14 protein-coding genes are annotated in these 16,088 nt (G+C 46.2%); 9 read left to right on the top strand and 5 right to left on the bottom strand.

Annotated elements, in window-relative coordinates; translation table 11 throughout:
- Nucleotides 1-162: 162 nt before the first annotated feature.
- Nucleotides 163-1,794 carry a transglutaminase-like domain-containing protein gene (locus AC438_RS06215; protein WP_053980382.1) on the bottom strand — a complete coding sequence of 544 codons (1,632 nt, stop codon included), beginning with the start codon at nt 1,792-1,794 and terminating at the stop codon, nt 163-165.
- A gap of 197 nt (nt 1,795-1,991) precedes the next feature.
- On the opposite strand from AC438_RS06215, the gene AC438_RS06210 reads away from it, so the two are divergent.
- The 9 genes from AC438_RS06210 to AC438_RS06170 all read left to right on the top strand — a co-directional run bounded on the left by AC438_RS06210 (nt 1,992) and on the right by AC438_RS06170 (nt 12,316).
- Entirely contained in the window at nt 1,992-3,209 is a 1,218-nt protein-coding gene (locus AC438_RS06210; protein WP_053980381.1) for an argininosuccinate synthase, read from the top strand.
- A 28-nt stretch (nt 3,210-3,237) separates the two neighbouring features.
- The gene (locus AC438_RS06205; protein ID WP_053980380.1) at nt 3,238-3,846 is read left to right on the top strand and encodes a hypothetical protein; all 609 of its coding nucleotides are present in this window, start codon (nt 3,238-3,240) and stop codon (nt 3,844-3,846) included.
- A gap of 390 nt (nt 3,847-4,236) precedes the next feature.
- A complete protein-coding gene (gene ccoN, locus AC438_RS06200; protein ID WP_053980379.1) occupies nt 4,237-5,682 on the top strand; it encodes a cytochrome-c oxidase, cbb3-type subunit I in 1,446 nt (481 codons plus the stop codon).
- 11 nt (nt 5,683-5,693) lie between these two features.
- On the top strand, nt 5,694-6,305 hold the full coding sequence (gene ccoO / locus AC438_RS06195; RefSeq protein WP_053980378.1) for a cytochrome-c oxidase, cbb3-type subunit II: 612 nt from the start codon (nt 5,694-5,696) through the stop codon (nt 6,303-6,305).
- 5 nt (nt 6,306-6,310) lie between these two features.
- Nucleotides 6,311-6,496, top strand: a complete 186-nt coding sequence (locus AC438_RS06190) for a CcoQ/FixQ family Cbb3-type cytochrome c oxidase assembly chaperone (RefSeq protein WP_053980377.1) — start codon at nt 6,311-6,313, stop codon at nt 6,494-6,496.
- 11 nt (nt 6,497-6,507) lie between these two features.
- The gene (gene ccoP / locus AC438_RS06185) at nt 6,508-7,398 is read left to right on the top strand and encodes a cytochrome-c oxidase, cbb3-type subunit III (RefSeq protein ID WP_172676758.1); all 891 of its coding nucleotides are present in this window, start codon (nt 6,508-6,510) and stop codon (nt 7,396-7,398) included.
- Between the two features lie 281 nt (nt 7,399-7,679).
- Nucleotides 7,680-9,125, top strand: coding sequence for a cytochrome c oxidase accessory protein CcoG (gene ccoG / locus AC438_RS06180; protein WP_053980376.1), 1,446 nt, complete (start codon nt 7,680-7,682; stop codon nt 9,123-9,125).
- 39 nt (nt 9,126-9,164) lie between these two features.
- Entirely contained in the window at nt 9,165-9,764 is a 600-nt protein-coding gene (locus AC438_RS06175) for a FixH family protein (protein WP_053980375.1), read from the top strand.
- On the top strand, nt 9,764-12,316 hold the full coding sequence (locus AC438_RS06170; RefSeq protein WP_082354000.1) for a heavy metal translocating P-type ATPase: 2,553 nt from the start codon (nt 9,764-9,766) through the stop codon (nt 12,314-12,316). Before AC438_RS06175 ends, AC438_RS06170 begins: the two co-directional genes overlap by 1 nt.
- Nucleotides 12,317-12,439: 123 nt before the next feature.
- On the opposite strand, the gene AC438_RS06165 is transcribed toward AC438_RS06170, so the two are convergent.
- The 4 genes from AC438_RS06165 to smpB form a co-directional block, all read right to left on the bottom strand.
- A complete protein-coding gene (locus tag AC438_RS06165; protein WP_053980374.1) occupies nt 12,440-12,874 on the bottom strand; it encodes a hypothetical protein in 435 nt (144 codons plus the stop codon).
- Between the two features lie 61 nt (nt 12,875-12,935).
- Nucleotides 12,936-13,937, bottom strand: coding sequence for a sulfite exporter TauE/SafE family protein (locus AC438_RS06160; RefSeq protein ID WP_053980373.1), 1,002 nt, complete (start codon nt 13,935-13,937; stop codon nt 12,936-12,938).
- A 77-nt stretch (nt 13,938-14,014) separates the two neighbouring features.
- Nucleotides 14,015-14,893: a carboxylating nicotinate-nucleotide diphosphorylase gene (gene nadC / locus AC438_RS06155; protein ID WP_082353999.1), complete on the bottom strand. Its 879-nt coding sequence runs from the start codon at nt 14,891-14,893 to the stop codon at nt 14,015-14,017.
- A gap of 2 nt (nt 14,894-14,895) precedes the next feature.
- Nucleotides 14,896-15,384, bottom strand: a complete 489-nt coding sequence (gene smpB, locus AC438_RS06150) for an SsrA-binding protein SmpB (protein WP_053980372.1) — start codon at nt 15,382-15,384, stop codon at nt 14,896-14,898.
- Nucleotides 15,385-16,088: the final 704 nt, after the last annotated feature.

Genomic DNA, 16,088 nt, shown 5'->3' with positions numbered 1-16,088 from the left:
GCTGCGGAGTGAGCGGGTCAGTCATGCGGGTGTGTTAGGTGTTGTGGCGGCGCAATAATATAGCGGTGTAATCATAATCGCTGAAGTATACGATAAGAGCCCGCATGGGCGTATTGTTTTGCGGTCGCATTACCTTTTAGTCGTATTTTACCTGCATGCGTACTATGTGCCTGGCAACTGAGCTGGCGCAGCTTTAGTGGCTTTTTTAGGGTTCACTGTTTCATAAACGGTAATTTCGTCTCGGGCCTTTTGGCATAGCGTTAAGCCAAAATGTTGTATTTCGCACTGCTCGGTAATGGCTTTAGCGCCATCAAGGTTGTGCAGCTCAAGCTCTGCGATGATCCAGTTTTGATAGGCGCCGGCTAAATTGTTATGGGTATCTTTAAGGTTGGCGGGTAAATAGGGTTGGGCAAGGTAGTCTTCGAGTGTTGCGGTGGCATCACCCCATAGTTTTTGGTCCCACAATGCTTTTGCCCATTGATTGTAAAACCAATTGAGGCTCTTTACGAAATGAGGGTGTTCACTACTATAAGATTCAAGTGCATTGATGGCATAGAGCCCGCTGTTAAAATCTTGCTCGGCAACAAAGTGCTTCAGTAATGTGTTTAACGCGCTTAAGCTTTTATTTTGTGCGCGCTCTAAGCGTTCACTATTAAAAGCGAGATTCATACTTTGTTGAATATAACTGAGCGTTGGTGCCAGCTGCTGTGTTTGGGCGTAAGCATCAATGGCCAATAGATTGAGCCAAAAAAAGCTATTTTGTAGTGGTTCGTTGTGGTTAAAGCGTTCAGTATCTATTGTGAGGTTTTCCATAACGTGACTAAAAAAGCGGGCGAGTGACGGCCACTGTTGGTGTTTGGCCATGTTTGAGGCTTCGGTGGTGTAATAATGCATGCGGTTGATTTGAGCCGCTTCATAGCTTGGGTCGAGAAAGGCGCTGATTTCGGCCAGGCGACCACGATTGACATCATTCATGCGTCCAGGGTGTGTGTGTTGGTGCAGCATGTTGCGCGTACCGAGTTGCCAAAAAGAAATCAGCTCGCGATCGAGGTAATCGTTGTAGCTTGAAGGGGCTAAGCCGCGTGGATTAAACCAACTATCGGCTGCGCGCTGATAAAACTCTGCATCGTGATGTTGGTCGTAACCGAGTGGGCTGGTAGTTTCGACTTCGGCGGTTTTACCATTTTCGAAATTTAACTGAATAAACGCATGGGATGGCAGCATAACACCCAAGCCCTCTAGGCCTAGGTGGCGGGCCAATACGGCATAAAGCAGGCTAGAGCTGATGCAGTTAAAAAGGTTGTTTTGGAATATACCGGTCAGTTGCGATTGATCGAGGTTGTAGTTGCTTGGTGGTTTGCTTTGGCTGTCTTCATCATCTTTGGGTTCGGGGCTTCTAAAAAAGCTGTGATGCATGGTGCGGTTTAAGATTTCCCCTTGTTGCCAGGGGTCAAGTACACCGTCGGTATGGTCTTTAAGGGTTTTTACATAGTGGTCAATCTGTTGCTTAATGCGCTTATAGTCATCGAGAGAATGGCGACCAGAAGCCATAATATATAGTGCTAGAAGGGCATCAGGGTCACCAGTTTCTGCGGCGTGCCGCTCGCCAATGGTTTGCCGCTCAAAAAAAGAGAGAGGGCTCCAAATGGGGTAGGCATTGCGACCAAAGTCAGCTCGGCTGCTGTGAGTGCTGCTTAGAGCCGGCGCTGCTGAAGCGCTTACCACCCAGAGCACTAACGATAAAGTGAGTGCTAGGGCAGGTCGTTTTAGATTTAGGTGCAGTAAGTCGGTCATGTGGAGCGCTCTGACTTAATATAAGGGTGTCCGGCTGGATTGGACATTAATTTGACCAATAAGTTTGGTGAGCTTTAAGGCCTGCTAGGTGGTTTCCTCGGGTAAACCTCGTTCTTATATCTGTTATTTCGGCGCTGTACCCGCTACAATGCCGCCGTTTTCACCTTTTGTCACAATTTTCTACCTTTGGAGCCCCTATGTCGTCGGTAAATAAAGTTGTTCTGGCTTATTCGGGTGGTCTTGATACCTCCGTGATTGTCCGTTGGTTACAAGAAACCTATAGCTGTGAAGTCGTTACCTTCACCGCTGATATTGGTCAGGGCGAAGAAGTTGAGCCCGCCCGCGCGAAAGCAGAGGCTCTAGGCGTTAAAGAAATTTATATTGATGATTTGCGTGAAGAATTTGCACGTGATTATGTTTATCCTATGTTTCGTGCGAATGCTATTTACGAAGGTGAATACTTACTCGGCACCTCGATTGCTCGCCCGCTTATTGCTAAGCGATTGATTGAAATCGCCAATGAAACCGGCGCAGATGCAATTTCGCATGGTGCAACGGGCAAGGGTAATGATCAAGTCCGCTTTGAATTAGGTGCTTATGCCCTGAAGCCTGGTGTACAAGTGATTGCACCTTGGCGTGAGTGGGATTTAAGTAGTCGCGAGAGTTTAATGGCTTACTGCGAAAAGCATGACATCCCCGTTGATTTTAATAAAAAGAAAAAGTCTCCGTATTCGATGGATGCCAATTTATTGCATATTTCATATGAAGGCGACATTTTAGAAGATCCTTGGGCAGAAGCTGAAGACGATATGTGGCGTTGGAGCGTATCACCCGAGCAAGCGCCCGATAAGCCAGAGTATCTTGAGGTGTCGTTTGAATCAGGCGATATCGTTGCTATCAATGGCGAAACTATGAGCCCTGCAACGGTTATGGAAACGTTAAATACCTTGGGCGGCAAACACGGTATTGGTCGTCTAGATATTGTTGAAAATCGCTATGTTGGTATGAAGTCTCGTGGTTGCTACGAAACCCCAGCAGGCACCATTATGCTAAAAGCGCATCGCGCTATTGAATCTATTACTCTAGATCGTGAAGTGGCTCACCTTAAAGATTCCTTGATGCCCAAGTATGCTGAGCTGGTTTACAACGGCTATTGGTGGAGCCCAGAGCGTATTATGTTGCAAAAAGCGATCGATGAATCGCAAACGCCTGTGAATGGCGATGTGCGTCTGAAGCTCTATAAAGGTAGCGTGAGTGCTGTAGGTCGCCGCTCTGAAAATAGTTTGTTTGACGAGAAGATCGCTACTTTTGAAGATGATGATGGCGCGTATAACCAAAAAGATGCGGAAGGCTTTATTAAGCTTAATTCTTTGCGTATGCGTATTGCAGCGCAAAAAGGTCGCACATTATTTTAATACCGTTATTTCAATATTAGGAGATACCATGAAAAAGTTACTCAGTGCGCTTATGGCCAGTTCTTTGTTGGTAGCTGGTAGTCAAGTGGTTGTTGCACAAACCTATGAAAAGAAGCCCGCTAAAAAAGTGCGCCCAACCTATACTTATGCTGGTGTTAAGTACACCACCCAAAGCCTTGATGATTATGAAGGCAACGGCAGTAATAAAGAGTGTACCCAAGACGGCCTCAATATTAATGGCTCGTACGATTTTGGTAACCAATTTTTTGCTCGTGGCAGCTTTACCGACGTATCGGGCGATGAGGCATGCGGTTCTTCATCTTTGAACGTGAGCGGTGGTTATAAGGTGGCTTGGGGAGCCACTTCACATGTGTATGGTTTATTAGGTTTTCAAAATGTATCGCCAGATAATGGCTCCGGTGATTCAGGTTTAGTGCTCGGTGGTGGTATTCGCGGTTACGTAGTACAGGGTATTGAGGCGTATTTTGAAGTTGAGCACTCAACCGTTTTTGATGGTGAGACCAGTGCCAATTTTGGTGGCGCTTACTGGTTTAATAAAAACTTTTCAGTAACGGGTGATATCGGCATTGGTGCCGAACAGCGTTCACTGGCTATTGGCGGACGCATGAGCTTTTAAACGTTATCGCACAGTCTTTTGATATTTATCAAGAGCTTTAGCGATAAGTCCAGTACCCTTCTTATTGTGAGTAATAGGTACTCTATTATGGGGTATGCCTTCATCACCGTAGGTAATCACTGTGAGTTGGCTAAGACAATATATCTGCTGTGCGTATAAATCAAAAAGTGCTATTAGCCTGTGTATGCAAGGCGTGTACTAGCCCAAGTGACTCAGGTTAACCAAACCCTGATGAGAGCTTGGGCTTTAGCCTTTTTATCGTATTAGCTGTTAGCACGAAAACCTGCAAAAGTTAAAAATTACACTATCTTAAGTGATAGGTTTTGCAGGCTTTATGGTTGTTCTATTTTTGTTCTATTTTGCTTTTAATTTAAAACTTGGGAAAAACATATGAGTAGTCACTCGGCGCAAACATCCGAAGCGCCTACTTACAACTACGATGTAGTACGGTCATTTGCACTAGCGACCATTCTATGGGGTATTGTAGGTATGGGTATGGGTGTTCTAATTGCTGCACAGTTAGTGTGGCCAGAACTAAACGACTTTTTTCAACCCTACAGTCATTTTGGCCGTTTACGTCCTCTGCATACTAACATTGTTATTTTTGCATTTGGTGGTTGTGCCCTGTTTGCGACTTCTTACTTTATTGTGCAGCGGACGTGTCAATCGGCACTGTTTGGTGGACCTTTAATTTCCTTTACTTTTTGGGGATGGCAGTTGGTGATTGTGGCTGCAGCCATTACTTTGCCACAAGGCTATACCTCAACTAAAGAGTATGCCGAGCTCGAGTGGCCTATCGATATTTTGATTACCTTGGTGTGGGTAGCTTATGGCATAGTGTTCTTCGGCACTATTGTTAAGCGTAAAACATCGCATATTTATGTGGCTAACTGGTTCTTTGGTGCCTTTATTATCACTGTCGCTTTGTTGCACGTGGTCAATAGCATGGCAGTACCGGTCTCGTTTATGAAATCATACTCAGCGTACAGCGGCGCCATGGATGCCATGATTCAGTGGTGGTATGGCCATAACGCTGTAGGCTTCTTTTTGACCGCAGGCTTTTTGGGCATGATGTATTACTTTGTACCCAAGCGTGCAGGTCGCCCTGTGTATTCTTATCAGCTCTCTATCGTTCACTTTTGGGCGTTGATTTCGTTATACGTTTGGGCTGGTTCGCATCACTTACACTACTCCGCTTTACCCGATTGGACCCAAAGCTTAGGCATGGTGATGTCTTTAATTTTGTTAGCACCTTCATGGGGCGGCATGATTAACGGCATGATGACACTCTCAGGCGCGTGGCATAAATTAAAAACCGATCCTGTGTTGCGCTTTTTAGTGGTGTCTTTGTCGTTCTATGGCATGAGCACTTTCGAAGGCCCGATGATGGCGATTAAAACAGTTAACGCGCTCTCACATAATACCGACTGGACTATTGGTCATGTACATTCGGGTGCTTTAGGTTGGGTTGCGATGATTACGATTGGTGCTATCTATCATTTATTGCCTATTTTGGCAGGCCGCAAAGAGATGCACAGCGTAAAACTTATTAATGTACATTTTTGGTTAGCGACTGTTGGTACCGTGTTGTATGTAGCAGCTATGTGGGTCAATGGTATTGGTCAAGGCCAGATGTGGCGTCAATTTAATGCTGATGGCACCCTAACCTATAGTTTCATTCAAGCCGTAGAGTTTAGCCGTCCAGGTTACTTTGTACGCTTTTTAGGGGGGGCGCTATTTTTAAGTGGTATGTTTATTATGGCTTACAATGCTATTCGCACGATGAAATTTGAAGTGCAGCCCGAAGAATCTAAAGCTACGCCTCAAGCGGCATAAGGAGTGCGAGTATGAAAAATCATGATATCGTCGAAAAAAACATTGGTTTGATGAGTGTATTAGTGGTTGTCGCCATTAGCTTTGGTGCCTTGGTAGAAATCGTACCACAATTCTTTTTACCTGAAACCACCGAGCCGATTGCCGGCCTAAAGCCTTTACCAGCTTTAGAGTTGGAAGGTCGCGATATTTATATTCGCGAGGGTTGTCATGTCTGCCATACCCAAATGATTCGCCCGTTGCGTGCAGAAGTTGAACGCTACGGTCATTACTCTGTCGCTGGAGAAAGTGTGTATGAGCATCCATTTTTATGGGGCTCTAAGCGTACCGGTCCAGATTTGGCACGTGTTGGTTTACGCTATAGCGATGAGTGGCACAAAGCGCACTTGTACAACCCTCGTAGTGTCGTGCCTTTATCCAATATGCCAGCATTCCCTTGGTTGTTTGAAAATAAGCTATCGGGTGAATACACAGCCAAAAAAATGAAAGCCTTGCGCTCTGTTGGTGTGCCTTATACCGATGAAGATATTGCAGGCGCTAAACAAGCAGTAGAAGGTAAGGCTGAAATCGATGCGCTTGTCGTTTATTTGCAGCAGCTGGGCACTTTGCTCACGCATAAGCGGTAACCAGTATGGATATCAATACTTTACGTAGTGCCGCTACCGTATTGGTAGCGATTGCATTCATTGCGGTGTGTTGGTGGGCTTTTTCCCCTTCACGTCGTAAACAGTTTGAAGAGGCGGCTCAGCTTCCCTTTGCGGATGAGCCAAACGAAGCGTCTGCAACAACAGACTCTGCCGACGAAACAAAGAATTAGGGCTAACGACAATGAGTACATTTTGGAGTTTGTGGGTTATCGTTTTAACCCTCACCTGCATTGGTTTATGCACTTGGATACTTTTTGCTAATCGCAAAGTGGCTAAGCGCGATGATGAAGATCCAGCCAATCAAACAACCGGCCATGTTTATGATGGCATTGAAGAATACGATAACCCGTTACCTAAATGGTGGTTTCAATTATTTATAGGTACGATTATTTTTACAGCTATTTATCTAGTGCTTTATCCTGGTTTAGGAACTTTTAAAGGCGTTTTAGGCTGGACATCGGTTAACCAATTAGAGTCACGTCAAGAAAAGGCACAAGAGCAATACAAAGATAGCTATGAAAAATATAACCAAATGAGCGTTGAAGAGCTGAGTCAGAATGCCGAAGCCATGAAAATGGGTGTGCGTTTGTTTGCCAATAACTGTGCAGTATGCCACGGTGCTGACGGTGGCGGTAACTACGGATTCCCTAACCTAACCGATAACGACTGGCTACACGGCGGTAGCGTTGACAAAATTCGCGAAAGTATCGTTAAAGGTCGCAATGCCAACATGCCAGCTTGGGGCCCTACCATTGGTGAAGAGGGCGTAGCGGCGGTGACTGAATATGTGCTGAGCTTATCTGATTTAGATCACGACGCTACGCAACTGGCCAAAGGGAAAGAGGTTTTTGGGGCTGTGTGTAGTGCTTGTCACGGGGCTGACGCAAAAGGCCAAATTGTGATGGGTGCGCCTAATTTAACCGATGATATTTGGTTGTATGATAGTGAGCGCGACACAATCGCTAATACGGTACGCAATGGCCGTGTTAATCGCATGCCCGCACAAGAAGATTTACTACGTGAGGATAAGATTCATTTGCTGACCGCTTATGTTTACAGCCTATCGCATTAAATCGTCGGGTGTTGCTAAAAAAAGCGCGCATTGCGCGCTTTTTTTAGTTTATTTACATTAAATCGTAACGATTCAGAGGTGCCGAAATTGGATACTGATGAATCATTGTCTGGGCCGCTCAAGCCATTTATGGGCGCCATATAAGCGCTCCCAGCATTTAAATGTCCAGAACATAATCCGTCACACCCTATCAGGTGATTTTTTCAGCTTGGCTGAATAGTGACATTAAATATGCCCCTCTCGCGCCTTTTATTCGGTGCCTCTCGTATCTAGGTGTTTTTATGAGCGAATCCCAGTCTTCTGAGCAATCTCACAGTGAGGGTGAAGAGCCCATTCGCTACATTAACTTATATGAATCTGATAGTAAGGTGTATACCCGAAAAGTAAAAGGGTATTTTCAGCGCCTTAGGCGTTACACAGGCATTCCTTTATTGCTGGGTTTTTTATTGCTACCTTGGCTGGTGATTGATGATCGACCGGCGGTACTCTTTGATTTAACTGAGCATAAATTTCATGTGCTATTTGTGACCTTTTGGCCGCAAGACTTTATATTGCTGGCTTGGACATTAATTATTGCCGCTTTTTTACTGTTTGCTGTGACCGTGACGGTGGGGCGTGTGTGGTGTGGGTTTACTTGCCCGCAAACCGTGTGGACCTTAATGTATATTTGGGTTGAAGATATATGCGAGGGTGACAGAAATAAGCGTATAAAACTCGATAAACAGCCCTGGAACCTCGAAAAGCTAATGCGCAAAGGTGCCAAGCATGCCTTGTGGTTATTGATTGCTTTTATTACTGGCGCTACGTTTATCGGCTATTTTATGCCTATTCGCGATTTGCTCGGGGGCTTCTTCCCATCAATCAGCGCAAGTGGTATTGAATGGCATACACCTGCGGTGGCGATATTTTGGACATTCTTATTTACCGCTTTTACTTATTTAAATGCAGGCTGGCTACGTGAGCAAGTGTGTAAATACATGTGCCCTTATGCACGCTTTCAAGCGGTAATGTACGATAAAGACACACTGTATGTACAGTATGATGAGGCGCGTGGCGAGACGCGTGGGCCGCGTAAAGCCAGTGAAGATTACAAGGCGAAAGGCTTAGGTGATTGTGTGGATTGCTCGTGGTGTGTGCAAGTATGCCCGGTCGATATTGATATTCGCGATGGCGCTCAATACGAGTGTATTAACTGTGGTTTGTGTGTTGATGCATGCGATTCCATTATGGAAAAAATGGAATATCCCAAAGGGTTAATTCGCTTTACCTCAGAAGATCAGCTAGAAAACGGTCATACTCAATTTATTCGCCCAAGGCTTGTGGGTTATTTTTCCCTTGTTATTGTAATGATCGGTTTACTCGCTTACACCATTTATAACCGCAGCCCTTTGGGCGTTGACGTATTGCGCGATCGCAGTGCGAGTATGTATCGCGTGCAAGGCAAAGAGGTGCAAAATGTGTATACCATTAAAATTAATAATATGGATAGAAAAACACATATTTACCGTATAGAACTTCATGGCGAGCTACCGTTTGAATTAAAAAACTATAAGCCGGTACCTATTGCCGAAGGAGAGGTGTTTACTCTGCCTATTCGCGTTGCGGTGCCTAAAAAATTCATTACTTCGGAGTCTCATGCCTTAACGATTCATATTATTGCACAAGATAATACCGAAATAGCGGCCAAAGAAAAGACCGTTTTTATGGCCCCTAAGCCGCGTAAATAATAGCGCTTATACACTTTTTTGAGATAAATGAGGTGCACCATGCACACCGAAGAGATTGCAAAGCCTTGGTACCGAGAAGTATGGTTTTGGCTGTTAGTTTCGCCGATGCTAACTTTGATTGTGACGGTGCCTATTATGATTACCACGGCCTTTAACGGCGCCGACGACCGTGTCTTAGATAATTACTACAAAGAAGGCCGTATGATTAATCACCGCTTTGAAGAGCAAGCCTTAGCCGTGAAGTTAAAAATCGGTGGCGTTATTACGTTTGACTGGCAGACGGGTGAACTGTGGTTTAATGCAAATCAAGCCATTTCAAGAACACAGCTAGTGGTTGCTTTTTCGCATCCGGCGGATGCTGCATTAGATTTTAGCTTGCCATTAAAGCAAGTGGATACACAGCGCTTTAGAGCTGATTTAACATCAATGCAAAAGGGTCGATGGTATTTTGCATTGCAAGGCACGTTAGAAGAAGCGCTCGCGCCACAGCCACTAAAAGCGATACCAGCGCCGGCGGGCATTCATAAGGCCTATGAGCAAAAAGCCTCGTTAAATATATGGCGTATTCCTGGCGAGGTGAATTTGGCTGATGCCACCGACGGTGTCTCACGTGTTGAATTAAAGGCTGTTGCTCATTAATGCCAATAACCGCATCAAAAAAAGTGTTAAACAACGTATCGGCGTCATCTGTTATTAGCGCTCAGCCGTCAATCGCTCAAGGGTCGCAAAGACACCCATCAGTGACATTCACTGAGCGCTCTTCGGCAAGCACACCGCCGTGCTTTCACTGTGCTCTACCGAGTGTAGCGGGTTTTTCGGCGCTTATTGATGGGCAAGAGCAGCCTTTTTGTTGCGCCGGCTGCCAAGCAATTGCGATGGCGATTGTTGATGGTGGATTGCAAAATTATTATCAATATCGTGAGCAGCAAGGTGTAAAGCCCGAGGCCACTCAAGTGCAGCGTGCAGCCTTTGAAGCTTACGACTTGCTAGAAGTCCAAGAAGATTTTGTGGTAACCGACTTACAGCAACCAGCTTTATTGCAGGCGGCTATTACGGTCGAGGGGATCACCTGCACTGCCTGTGTATGGCTGATTGAACAGCATATAAAAAAGCTCACTGGGGTAGCTTCTGTCAGTGTCAACTCAGGTAGTCATCAAGGGGTGATTCGCTTTGACCCAAAGCATATTAAACTGAGTAAAATTTTTGCCGAATTTGCGCGTATTGGTTTTCAGCTTAACCCCAATACAGCCCGCAACTATCAAAATGATTGGCAGCAGCGCCAGCGCAAAGCTATTTTGCGTTTGGGTGTTGCTGGCTTAGGTATGATGCAAGCAGGCATGGTGGCCATTGCCTTGCATGCAGGTACTATTCAGGGTATTGAAGCTCATTTACAAAGCTTGTTGCGTTGGGCGAGCTTAATTATGGCAACGCCGGTGTTGCTGTATAGTGGCTATCCCTTTTTTATAGCCGCTTGGCGCGCCTTAAAAATGCGTCATCTTATTATGGATGTCCCTGTCGCATTAGCGCTTATACTCGCTTATGTTGCCAGTGCTATTGCCACGGTCAATCAAACCGGCGATGTGTATTTTGACTCGATTGCAATGTTTACCTTTTTTTTGTTGCTGGGGCGCTTTTTAGAGCAGCGGGTGCGGTTTAATAATTTTTTACGCACCGGTAATTTACAGCAATTAGTACCTTTAACCGCACTTAAAAAAGACAGTGGTTATGCGCAAAACGATACCTGCGAGCCGCAAAGAGTGCCGGTTAAAAGTTTAAAAGAAGGCGATCATATTTGGATCGGCTCGGGCGAAACCTTTCCTTGCGATGGCCGTGTTGAGCAAGGCCATAGCAGCGCTGATGAAGCCCTATTAACGGGTGAGGCCGAGCCACAGCATAAAGTTGTAGGTAGCTATGTGGTTGCCGGCAGTCAAAATATTGAGTCAGGGTTGTGGGTAAGTGTTGAGGCTATTGGTCGGCAGACGCGGTTAGCGCATATTGAGCGCTTAGTCGACCAAGCGGCTGCCGAGCGGCCAAAGCAAGTGGCTATTGCTGATTATATTGCGGGTTATTTTGTTGCAGCGGTATTAATCGTATCGATATGTGTGGCGGGTTTTTGGTTTACCCAAGAGCCGGCCAAAGCGCTCTGGATTACGCTGTCGGTATTAGTAGTAACGTGCCCTTGCGCACTATCGCTTGCGACACCGACTGCACTGACTAGCGCGTTAAGCGCGGTCCGTAAAAAAGGGGTGTTAATGACATCGGGTGTTGCGATGGAGCAATTTGGCCATATTACGGATGTTATTTTTGATAAAACCGGGACGTTAACATGTGGGCAATTACACATTGCCGAAGTTAAGCTACTCGATGATGCCGGCCCTAGCGGCGCTTTAATGCAAGCCGATGTGCTCGCAATTGCAGCGGCCTTACAGCAAGTTAGTAGTCATCCTATCGCCAAGGCCTTTCGTCATATCGCCACCCCGTACACAGTAATCTGCGCAAAAAACATCACTGCCCAAGGTGTGCAAGGTGTGATTGATGGCAATACTTATCGTTTAGGTCGATTGAGTTTTGTTTGTGAGCATACTACACAGACATACCCAGGGCCTGGCCAATGGCTTGCTTTGGCTAAAAACACGCAGTTAATCGCTTGGATTTGTTTGAAAGATCAGGTGCGCGATACGAGTGCAAGTGCCGTACAGCAGTTGCTAAACAGAGGTCTACAGGTGCATCTGTTAAGTGGTGATAGGGCGCCCAATGTCACGCAGCTACAACACAGCCTCGGCATTAAAATAGCATTAAGTGAGCAAACGCCGGCGAATAAGTTGGCGTATGTACAGTCGTTACAAGCGGCTGGCAGAAAAGTGTTTATGGTAGGCGATGGGATTAATGATGTTCCGGTATTAGCCGCGGCCGATGTCTCGTGTGCTATGGGCGAGGCAAGTGAGTTAGCGCGTTTACAGGCTGACTCTATTTTACTCAATAATGACTTAAACCAATTAGTCAGTTTAATACCCCATTCTCAGCGCGTTACACGCATCATTAAACAGAATTTAGCGTGGGCGTTAGGCTACAATTTAGTGGCGTTACCGTTGGCGGCAGCAGGTTTTGTGCCGCCTTGGATGGCCGCTATTGGTATGTCGGCGAGTTCTTTAATTGTGGTGTTGAATGCGCTGCGTTTAGCACGCGATTAGCTGTACCCATACACACGGATTTTAGCGGCGTTTTTGAGCTAGGTTTTACAGCCTAGTTCATGCATTGAAGCGTTAGCGCTATGTGCACAGTGATGACTGAAAGTTATAGCGCGTTCCTAGTTATTACTTCGTTAACACTACCTCGTTAATCATTGCCGTAACACCCTTGGCGTCGACTAAGCTGCGCGTAACTTTAATAACATTGCCGCTTTTATCAAGCAGAACTAAATCAGCTGCACGCACCGTGTATTTTTCCATAAAAGTTTTCGCATCAGGTCGGCCTATTTTGGCCATTAAAAAGTGCATGCTATTTTTTGTTTTTGCATCTAGGGCATCGCGTACTTGGTTAATAATAGCGGCTTGCTGCGAGCTGACTCCTAAATTGGCATCATAAATAAAAACAAGCGCAGGCTTGCCCTGGCCCACTTGTTTCAAGTCTAAGTCAAAACCCTTAGGGGCAAAAGCAAACAGGGCGGCAACCACAAGGCCTATACCTGCCAAAATCAGCAACAGCTTTAGGGCTTTTTGGGCAGGGGTTTTGGTGTGTGTCTCAGTCATAGTTAAGCCTACTTTTAGGGGGTATTGATTGTGAGTATTGTTTGGCAAAATATAGTGCCACTCATGACGATTGGGGATGATCTAAATGTTTATGCGGGTACCAGTGGCTTAAAAATAACCCGCTTAATGCAAAAATAAAAACGATGGCGTAGTACTTGATCTTGCTGTTCTCAACCGGGATTAGCCATAGGGTAGTCATGACCTCAATGGTGACTAGTATAATCACAAAAACAAACAATAACCTTTGTGATATATATTTACACACGAGTGCCCCGATGGGAGCGCCAATAATAACGACCGGTACGGCGGCATACCACAGTTGGGCGGTGAGTGCTGGGGCGTTATCGAGCCACCAAAATTGTACGGCAACGCCTACCAGCGAATTGGCTGTCATCATGAGTACGCTTACCTGGGTCGCAATGCGAATCGATAATCTAAAATAAATAGCCAGCGCGCAAAAGGCGAGTAAGTCGGCCCCCGAGCCCATCAGTCCAGAGCTTAAACCACCCACTAGGCCAAAGGTAATAATGACACTCTGGCTTTTGTAAGTGTGAGTATTAATATGACTGCGCACAAATACCGCGTGCCTATTGGCTAAAATAAATACAATCAAAAAGCCTAAGCAAAATAGAGTAAAAATAATACGGATATCATTGGCGGCTATTTGCTGGTCTAGCCACAGTAATGCAACCAACAAACCTGCGAGGCTCCCTTTTAAGTACAATGCCATAAAGCGCCAGGGCAACTGTTTGACGGCGGTTAAAATAAATAGCGATGCTGAAGTCATGCCTGCTGATTGTATCGCTAGTGAAAACGATTTAGCAGTAAAAGGGTCGATGCCCATCATTTTGGTTAATGCTGGGAAGGCGACGGCACCGCCGCCGAGGCATGTGGCTCCGGCCACAAAAGAGCCCAACCCCATCACGGCGGCAACAATGTTGGTTTTTTGCTGCAAGGCTTGCCAAATACTGTCCCACGCAAATACGGCCATCAGTGCCCATACAATAATGGCATACAGTAGTATTAGGTAAAAGTCGCGTGCAAGGGTATGACGTGATGGCATGGGCTACTTAGCGCTTAAACAAAGGCATGGGATGAGCAAGGGGGCAAGCGCATAATGGTGATGCGTTATGCCTGCTGTCAGGCAATCACGCGGAACGACAGATCAACCGCTTTAACATGCTTAGTCAGCGCCCCTACCGATACGCGATAAGGCTGACAGCTTGCCATGGGGGTAAAGTTATTAAGCTCAACGTTTCCTGATACCTCAAAGACACTATCAGGTGCTGGTGTATTTAAGATGACTTGCGTGTCCTCGCGGCTAAAGTTATCGAGCATAATAATATCGGCTTTGGCGGCTAAGGCTTCGCTGAGCTCTTGCTGGGTTTCTACTTCTACCTGTACAGGCTTGCCAGGTTTTAGTGTGCGAGCTTGAGCGATAGCACGGCTAATGCCTCCGCAAGCGGCAATATGGTTTTCTTTAATTAAAAAGGCATCCCACAGGCCGAGGCGATGGTTATGGCAGCCGCCCACAGCCACTGCATACTTTTGTGCAATGCGCAGGCCCGGTAGGGTTTTGCGGGTATCGAGTAAGGTAATGGCATGGCCTTGGGTAAGCTGGGCGTAACGCTTGGCGGTGTGTGCTGTAGCACACAGCGTTTGCAGTAAATTCAATGCTGCGCGCTCGCCGGTTAGTAGTGTTCGGGCATGACCGGTAATATCAAACAGTGCACTGCCAGCTGCGGCGCTATCGCCGTCATTGAGGTGCCACGTGATTTTGGCTTGGCTTTGGTTTTGCGCGGCCAATAAAGCATAGACCTTATCGACCCATGCGCTGCCACACAGTGTGGTTTGTTCGCGGGTAATCACGCGCGCTGTAATCCGTGTGTCTTGTGGGATGAGCTCGGCGGTGATATCACCGCTTTGAATATCCTCATCTAGCGCGGCTTGGGCGTTAAGATTTATGGCGGTTTGCAATTGTTCGGGCGAAACCGTAAGGCCTACAAAGTGCTGACTCACGGTTAAGACTCGCGGTTGTGTGCACGCATGGCACGTTGCTTTTGTTGGCTCCAGTCACGCTCTTTCTCGGTATTGCGCTTGTCGTGCAGTTGCTTACCCTTGGCCAGCGCAATGCCACACTTTACCATGTGCTGCTTCCAGTACAGGTTGGTGGCCACTACGGTGTAACCTTTTTGGTTAACTGCTTCTTGCAGGCGGTCAATTTCGCGGCGATTAAGCAATAGCTTGCGGTAGCGCACAGGATCTGTCACATAATGAGTGCAGGCTGTACCCAGTGGCTGAATTTGAACACCCATTAACCACGCTTCGTTATTTTGAAAATACACGTAGCTATCGGTGAGCTGCGCTTTGCCTTCGCGTAAGCTTTTGACTTCCCAGCCAACAAGTGACAAACCGGCTTCAATGCGGTCTTCTAAGAAGTAGTCGTGCCTTGCGCGGCGGTTGGTGGCAATGGTGTTATTGGTTGGCTGTTTTTTCTTTTTGGCGCCCATGGTCTTCGGTATCGCAGTTTTTAGGATTGGCTAGCCTAAAGCATGTGTTTAAGTGTGTAAATACAGTGTGCGTCCTAATACGTCCCTAAGCGCTATTAAGCTTTTTTAATTTGAGCGTAATTTGAGTTATGCCTAAAATTTACGCGTCATTGCAGGTTAAGCGGCCGCTTTAGTATTTTGTTGGTGCGCCACTGATTGGTCTATGCGCACGTTATCGGTGGCCTATGCGCACATTATTTATCTATGCGTCACTGTGATACGTTGGCATATTCAGATAAAGATTGGCGCATAATGATATAAAATTGCTTAATCTTGATTTTTCCTTATACGCTTTAGCAATCTTGTGCGGCATTTTTTCGTATGTTGGAATTTACTTGCTAAAAGGGAGGGGGTCGTGCTTGAACTTTAGGGGCGCAGCTGTAAAAATGCTGTATTCGCCGATGGTAGGTAAAAGCTGGCCAACCTCAGTATGTTTTACCCCAGAGCGCTCACGGTGCGTTCTAACCATTTAAAGTGCGGGAACCTGCCACCCCCTAGGTTCCGCTGGGTAAGTGTGGGCTATAAGCCTATGCTGACTTTGTATTGGCGCGACTTCTTCCATGACTGCGCAAACGAAGCGTCTATTATTGAATAGACTGTAGAGATGTAGTGATGAATATTATTTGATGATTAACCGTATTACCAGCGCGCTGCTAATTTGGACG

Origin of the sequence: Marinagarivorans algicola (assembly GCF_001292705.1) — a bacterium.
Lineage (GTDB): Bacteria > Pseudomonadota > Gammaproteobacteria > Pseudomonadales > Cellvibrionaceae > Marinagarivorans > Marinagarivorans algicola.
This window is presented reverse-complemented; position numbering and strand designations above follow the sequence as displayed.

What these genes read in the sequence shown, in the direction of transcription:
- smpB (WP_053980372.1), bottom strand. Translation starts at nt 15,384, where the DNA reads ATGGGCGCCAAAAAGAAAAAACAGCCAACCAATAACACCATTGCCACC.
- ccoO (WP_053980378.1), top strand. Translation starts at nt 5,694, where the DNA reads ATGAAAAATCATGATATCGTCGAAAAAAACATTGGTTTGATGAGTGTA.
- AC438_RS06190 (WP_053980377.1), top strand. Translation starts at nt 6,311, where the DNA reads ATGGATATCAATACTTTACGTAGTGCCGCTACCGTATTGGTAGCGATT.
- ccoG (WP_053980376.1), top strand. Translation starts at nt 7,680, where the DNA reads ATGAGCGAATCCCAGTCTTCTGAGCAATCTCACAGTGAGGGTGAAGAG.
- AC438_RS06175 (WP_053980375.1), top strand. Translation starts at nt 9,165, where the DNA reads ATGCACACCGAAGAGATTGCAAAGCCTTGGTACCGAGAAGTATGGTTT.
- AC438_RS06210 (WP_053980381.1), top strand. Translation starts at nt 1,992, where the DNA reads ATGTCGTCGGTAAATAAAGTTGTTCTGGCTTATTCGGGTGGTCTTGAT.
- AC438_RS06205 (WP_053980380.1), top strand. Translation starts at nt 3,238, where the DNA reads ATGAAAAAGTTACTCAGTGCGCTTATGGCCAGTTCTTTGTTGGTAGCT.
- ccoP (WP_172676758.1), top strand. Translation starts at nt 6,508, where the DNA reads ATGAGTACATTTTGGAGTTTGTGGGTTATCGTTTTAACCCTCACCTGC.
- ccoN (WP_053980379.1), top strand. Translation starts at nt 4,237, where the DNA reads ATGAGTAGTCACTCGGCGCAAACATCCGAAGCGCCTACTTACAACTAC.
- AC438_RS06170 (WP_082354000.1), top strand. Translation starts at nt 9,764, where the DNA reads ATGCCAATAACCGCATCAAAAAAAGTGTTAAACAACGTATCGGCGTCA.
- AC438_RS06165 (WP_053980374.1), bottom strand. Translation starts at nt 12,874, where the DNA reads ATGACTGAGACACACACCAAAACCCCTGCCCAAAAAGCCCTAAAGCTG.
- AC438_RS06160 (WP_053980373.1), bottom strand. Translation starts at nt 13,937, where the DNA reads ATGCCATCACGTCATACCCTTGCACGCGACTTTTACCTAATACTACTG.
- AC438_RS06215 (WP_053980382.1), bottom strand. Translation starts at nt 1,794, where the DNA reads ATGACCGACTTACTGCACCTAAATCTAAAACGACCTGCCCTAGCACTC.